General features: G+C 56.9%; 4 protein-coding genes and 2 pseudogenes. All 6 read left to right on the top strand.

Annotated elements, in window-relative coordinates; all coding sequences use genetic code 11:
* Window positions 1–113 precede the first annotated feature (113 nt).
* Window positions 114–353: pseudogene (locus tag AC2FMY_RS14400) on the top strand (recombinase family protein); the annotation flags it as partial.
* A gap of 134 nt (window positions 354–487) precedes the next feature.
* Window positions 488–1,681 carry a plasmid partitioning protein RepA gene (gene repA / locus AC2FMY_RS14395; RefSeq protein ID WP_040884156.1) on the top strand — a complete coding sequence of 398 codons (1,194 nt, stop codon included), beginning with the start codon at window positions 488–490 and terminating at the stop codon, window positions 1,679–1,681.
* On the top strand, window positions 1,665–2,594 hold the full coding sequence (gene repB / locus AC2FMY_RS14390; RefSeq protein WP_105236534.1) for a plasmid partitioning protein RepB: 930 nt from the start codon (window positions 1,665–1,667) through the stop codon (window positions 2,592–2,594). Before repA ends, repB begins: the two co-directional genes overlap by 17 nt.
* 213 nt (window positions 2,595–2,807) lie before the next feature.
* Complete coding sequence (gene repC / locus AC2FMY_RS14385) at window positions 2,808–4,019, top strand: plasmid replication protein RepC (RefSeq protein WP_496807617.1); 1,212 nt, start codon at window positions 2,808–2,810, stop codon at window positions 4,017–4,019.
* Between the two features lie 1,205 nt (window positions 4,020–5,224).
* On the top strand, window positions 5,225–5,710 hold the full coding sequence (locus tag AC2FMY_RS14380) for a hypothetical protein (RefSeq protein WP_040610017.1): 486 nt from the start codon (window positions 5,225–5,227) through the stop codon (window positions 5,708–5,710).
* A 39-nt stretch (window positions 5,711–5,749) separates the two neighbouring features.
* Window positions 5,750–6,391, top strand: a pseudogene (locus AC2FMY_RS14375) (ArdC family protein); the annotation flags it as partial.
* Window positions 6,392–6,445: the final 54 nt, after the last annotated feature.

Raw genomic sequence — 6,445 nt, 5'->3', positions numbered from 1 at the left:
AAGTTTAAGGGCAAAAATATCGGAATTAAAGGCAAAATCTCATATTTAAGGGCAAAGGACAGCCGTTGATTTCGTTGAATCTCTCATCTCACAATTAAGGGCTACGCGACACCTATGTCCGCGACGGGTTTCTGCTAGATGAAGTGCTTGGCCGCGCCGGACGCCGCGAAACCGATGACCGCCTGCCAGCTATCGTGGCTGCCATCAAAGGCTCGGACCCGGAAATCACACTGCAGGCGATCTGCGACCGGCTGGAATCGATGCGTGAGCGCACCCCTCGAGGCCGCACTAGCTGGCAGCCGTCTTCGGTCAAAATGCTGCTTGAGCGTGCGGAAAAGTTGGGGCTCCTCTGAACACGACACTTGTGTTGGCCTGACGGATTGCCACTAAATCTAGAAAGTGCTTGCACGAATCTGGGTGGTCGGGCAATAGTCTCGAAAAATAACGCGCGGTCACATAAAAAACGCGCCCACGGATCGGGGCAGACATGAGCGAAGCAGAACAGGATCTAGATATCGCCATCGGGCACTACGCGGAACTTCTCGCGTCGAACCTGCATGCTCAGCGCGCTGCACACTTCCCACCGGATGCAAAGAAGGTGATGCGCACTTTGACCAGCGGCGAAGCTGCTGAACTCCTTGGTGTCGACCATACCTATCTTCGGAAGCTTCATCGAGAAGGAAAGATCGTTGACGTCGAGACGACGGCTGGAAGTCATCGTCGCTATACGCTCGACGATATCTGGGAAATCCGTCAGACGCTTGAAGGAAATGCAAAGAAGTCTGGAACTTACGTGCCTGGACGTCGCGACGGTGACGAGCTTCAAGTCGTTTCAGTGGTGAACTTCAAGGGCGGATCGGGCAAAACGACGACGTCTGCTCACCTCGCTCAGCGCTTGGCGCTCAAGGGGTACAGGGTTCTTGCGATCGATCTCGATCCCCAAGCATCTCTTTCGGCTCTTCACGGAATCCAGCCAGAACTCGACCTCATGGAGGGCGGAACCCTCTATGATGCCGTTCGCTATGACGATCCGGTTCCGATCGCCGAAGTGATCCGCAAAACCTACATCCGCGGCCTTGATCTTATCCCGGGCAACCTTGAACTCATGGAGTTCGAGCACGAGACGCCTGCTGCGATCCAGCGAGGCGGAGCGAAGGCGTTCTTCGCGAGAGTTCATGACGCACTCGATAGTGTTGAAGCGAACTACGACGTTGTTGTGATCGACTGTCCGCCACAACTTGGTTTCTTGACGATGTCAGCACTTTCCGCGTCCTCGGGTGTGCTCGTGACGGTTCACCCCCAGATGCTTGACCTTATGTCGATGTCCCAATTCCTGCGAATGACTGCGGATCTCCTTGGAGTAATCAGGGATGCAGGCGCAAATCTGCGCTTCGATTGGCTTCGCTTCTTGCCAACGCGATACAAAGTCGGCGACGCGCCACAGACCGAAGTCATCGCCTTCATTCGCGGGCTCTTTGGGAGGTCGGTCCTGACCAATCACATGGTTGAGTCGACCGCAATTTCTGATGCCGGCTTGACCAAGCAAACGCTCTACGAAGCTGACAAGAAGGACTTCACGCGTCAGACGTTTGATCGTGCGATCGAATCTATGAACGCAGTGAACGATGAGATCGCTGAAATCATCCAGAACACATGGGGGCGGAATGGCAAGAAAGCCTAAACTTGGCCTGCCGCTGCAGACCCTTCGCAACGCTCCTGACGCTCTTGAAGGGCGCCGACTGCGTGGCGGTGTTTTTGAGATCGATCCGGCGCAGATTATTACCGAAGGACGGTTGGATGACAGGCTTCAGATTGACGTTGAGGGCCTGAAGAACTCTATTTCCAAGAACGGTCAGCGTGTGCCTGTCTTGGTCCGCCCACTGGAAGGCGATCGCTACAACCTGATCTATGGCCGCAGACGCTTGGAAGCATGTCGCGAACTCGGTATCAAAGTTCGAGCCATCGTCACAGAGGTTGAAGGTGATCAAGCGCTTCGAGATCAGCTTCTCGAGAACCAAGAGCGTCGTGATCTTAGCTTTATTGAGCGTGCGCTCGTTGCGACGGCACTTCTGGACGGTGATCATTTGGAAGGGGCTGAGCGCACCAATCGAGGTGTCGCCGAAGTCCTTAACCTCCACGAAGCTGGGGTTTCACAACTCTTGAGTGTCGTTCGGACGGTCGGCGAGGAACTCATCCAGGCAATTGGTGCGGCTCCCGGGATTGGTCGCCCGAGATGGGAAGAGCTCAAAAAGGCTTTGGGTGCCTACGACGGTGATCGAGACCAACTGCAAGCCGTAGCTCATGCAGCCAAGTCCGAAAGTTCCGGCTCGGTCGATGAGGTTTCTGAGCGTGCGTTTCTCGCAGTTCTGGCAGCTGCGAAGAGAGCAGAGAAGAAAGCAAGCCCGTCTAGAAAGGGTGTGCCTGCTTTGGCGATCCCCGGTGTTGGAGCTGCGACGGTCAAGACCGGCCGCCAAGGCAAGCAGCTCAAACTTGATCTAACTACGGATGAACCTGATTTTATCAGCTGGTTGGAGGGCAACGCCCCAAAGCTGATTACCGAGCTTCATGAGCGCTGGAAGCGTTCAGGAGACTGAGGAAGAGCAACCAACAAGAAGGAGGCACGATACAGGCAAAAAGAAAAAGGCCCCGAGAAGCTAGCTTCACGAGACCTTTGTAAGGTTTCGCACCGGGATCAGCCCGCTACAAAATCTCAGTTTTCGCACTTCTGAATGTAGCGTTCTGGCCCCTACCCCGCAAGCGCAAAGCGATTCGCGGGCCCTAGAATTTTTGTCTTCGTGGACATTTTCATGGAGTACACACCAATCTCGCCGTTTATGCGGCCGATTTCGCACGCCCATTTGCGCGTCATTGAGCGACCCGAGGCATCTGTTCCAGCCAGACCCGTTAACAAGTGGGAACTCCTGCGCGAGCTCTCCAAGGCGCAAGCGGCCTTTGGGGTCTCGGAACGTGATCTGACGGTTTTGCAGGGGCTCCTCAGCTTCTTTCCGGACGATGCGCTTGGCGGGAACGCCAAGATGGTCGTCTTCCCCTCGAACAAGGCGATCTGTGAGCGCCTGAATGGTATGCCCTGCTCCACGATGCGTCGTCACCTCGCGCGTCTTGTCGAGGCTGGCTTGCTCCAGCGGCGCGATAGCCCCAACGGGAAGCGTTACGTCCGCAAGCACGGCGAAGATCGCGTTGCCTTTGGCTTCGATCTTTCCCCGCTCTACTGTCAGTCCGAGGAGATAGCACGGGCCGCAGAGGCCGTACGTGAGGCTGAGGAGCGCGTCAGGCGCCTGAGAGAGGTCGTAAGCCTCATGCGACGCGACCTCGCGGCCCTCGCCGAGTTCGGAGACGAGATACAGCCCGGCCTAGGCTTCTGGGATCAGCTTCGCGACAAGGCTGCACTCACAGCCCGCGCGCTTCGCCGCAAGCTTTCAATTGAGGACCTCGCGGCCTATCGAGCCGACCTTGAAGCTCTCCTTGACCAGGCACGCAACATCATTGATGGCCCTGAAACAGAAGAAATGAACACCAATGATGCCCATTCTGAGCATCACCATCATAATTCAAATAAAGAATCTATAGATCTTGAACCTGCTTTAGAAAAAAGCGGGGCGGCGGCGGGTGTGCCAGATGTGGACACGGATGAGGCTGTGGCTGACGTCGATGAACAGGACACAAGACACCTGCCAAAGATCCCGCTGCACCTAGTGATCGCGGCATGTCCCTCGCTTAAAACCTTCTACCAAGGTGAGATCCGGCATTGGCATCAGCTCTTCGATGCGGCGTGCCATGTGCGGCCAGCCATGGGAATCAGTGCGTCTGCATGGGAAGAAGCACAGCGGTTCATGGGTCCGGAGCAAGCGTCGATCGTCGTTGCTGCCATGCTGGAACGCTTCGCCGACATAAGATCGCCTGGTGGATACTTGCGAGCTCTGACTGCCAAAGCTGCGGCAGGCGAGTTTTCCTGTGGCCCAATGGTCATGGCATTGATTGGCCGGCGGAACGCGGCTTAACAGCTGTTAAACTCCGATCTCGTGCGGCTGGCATGGCATAACTTAACAGCTGTTAAGTAGGCTCTCGGCACACAAACGGTGTTCGAGAGAGAAAAGTTAGGGGGTTGAGGTGTGGCGGTATTTGAGATCGTGAAAGTGGCTTTCGCCTTCGTCCCGGCGAAGCTCTGATGACGAGGGAATCCCGATCATCATGGTAAAACCTCAGCTGGTGACCATCGCTGCTAGTAGCGCAAAGGCGGCTAGCCAAGAACATACAGAGCGTTGCGCTGCAGCCAACCTAGCAGTTGCGCGCCTCCGCGGCCCCTGCCCTTTTCGATGTCTGAGATCTGATGATGAATACCCTCAACAATTGGCTCTACGCTATCCGGCGCCTGCTGACGGCGATTTGGGTCTTGGCCTCGGATATTCGCTTGGCCTTCATCGGTGCTAATGCCTGAGAGGTAGGTTGTGGATGTCTGTTGCATGATATCGTGGCTACGGGCCGTAGCGCACAAGGAGCAGACGATCGATGGTTGCCAAAACCGTTTGACCAAGGGCTCGATCCTCGAATTCCCGCGCGCGGGGAAGGGGGAGCCGGTAACTTCTCAGTCACTTCGATAATGGCGACATGGCCAACGAGGCAATCGGTTCCTCAAGCGCAGCAGCTGGTTGCCAGCGGTCCCGCGTTCCGCTGATTTGGTCGTAGTGGACGACGAGGACATCGCAGAACAGCGGTTGCAACTCAATCTCTTGATTTCATGACACCCGAACTCTTCAAAAGAGTGCATTGATGTTGGCTGCGGAATGATCTGATCCGTCAGATGGAGGAAAATGATTTAATAACAATAGGTTATTGCGTTTTTTGGTATTCGCGATGAGAAATCATGCCCATAACAGCCTTCATCGACATGATTTCCCTTTCCAGGGTGCCGATCCGCTACATCGACGGGAAGCCAAAGCATCAGCACGCTTTACGAAGAAGTTGGCAGTTGCGGGCCGATTGAGCGGTCTGGGCTATCTCGTGAAGAAGGAACCGCCACAGGTCTAGCCGATGGGCCCTGTGGAAGTTCTGATCCCGTCGTACCAGTACAGTTCGGTGGCGGTTGGGTGTTTCATGGGTTTGGTCCACGAAAAGTGAAAGTGTTCTTCGGGTTTTGTGACTGACGGATGAGGGCCTTTGGGGTCCCTCAGATGGGTCCGGGCCGGATTCCGGTCTGTCTTTCCTGATGAAGGGCATTCCGATGCAAACAGGTGTCTTGCGCGTGTTGCGCGCGACCGCTGCCTCCTGGTGGCGGCATAGAGAACTACGCCGAACTGGCCAGACGGGGCTGGCGAAGCGGCTCGAAAGCGAGACCGTCATGCGTGATCTCGGCCATCTGAAGCAGGCGGCGTTATTGCCAAACGCGCATGTGATCTGCGGGGAGGGTGGGACGTTCCTTCATCTCGGCTGGACCACAGTGTCGACTTTCGCGCCGATCGAACGCTTTCCCTTGGCCGCTCTTGCGGTCGCACGAGGGACCCCGTTCATCGATATCCGACCCGTCACCGATGTCATCGCATTCGCGAACTTGCCGCGGGTGGCGCGGGACAGATCTGTCGACCCTGACCATTCAGGTGCCGGCCAGTCTGTCTCGCTGACCACCTACATCGACATGGTCGAAGCCCTCGGTGCCAGGATCGCCAACGATCCGCGGCCCTGTCGGTCAATCTGATCCCCAATCTTCTCACCACCACACGAAAGGACGCCCGCCATGGCCCGATCCCGCACGCCCAAATTCGATGCCTCCGAGGTCATCACGAACGAAATCATCCGCATCATCGAGCGCGGCGTCCTGCCGTGGCGCAAGCCCTGGACCGCAGGTGGCAGTTCTCGCCCCCTGCGCGTGGGCGGGGAACCCTACCAGGGGGTCAACAACTTCCTGCTGACCATGCGCACCGTCATGGCGGGCCATAGCTCGCCCTTCTGGATGACGCTGCCGCAGGCCAATGCGTTGGACGCGAAGGTGCGCAAGGGCGAGAAGTCCTCTGTCGTAGTCTACTACGGTCAAAGCCGGAAAGACGCCGGCGGCGAGGACGACCGCAGCGACGGCGATGATCACTCCGAGGAAGCCCGTATCTTCCGCTTCCAGAAATCCTACCGCGTGTTCAACGCTTGCCAGATCGAGGGTCTGCCCGACAGTTTCTACCCCGACCCGGAGCCAGTGCCTGAACATCCACCCTCCGAACCCATCCCGCATATGCAGGTGTTTTTCGACGCCATCGACATCACGACCGTCTTCACGGGGACGGAAGCATACTACCTGCCGCCCGTGGACAAGGTGTTCATGCCGTCGATCGCGCGTTTCGAGAACCCGCGGAATTTCTACGGGGTCTGGGCGCATGAGCTCGCCCATAATGCCGAGGTTCGGATTATGCCGCGCCGGCCCTCGCAAGCCGTTGCGCAATTG

Source organism: Ruegeria sp. YKSE079, assembly GCF_059612845.1.
Note: the sequence above shows the minus strand (reverse complement) of the source record. Positions and strands in the feature narration are given on the sequence as shown.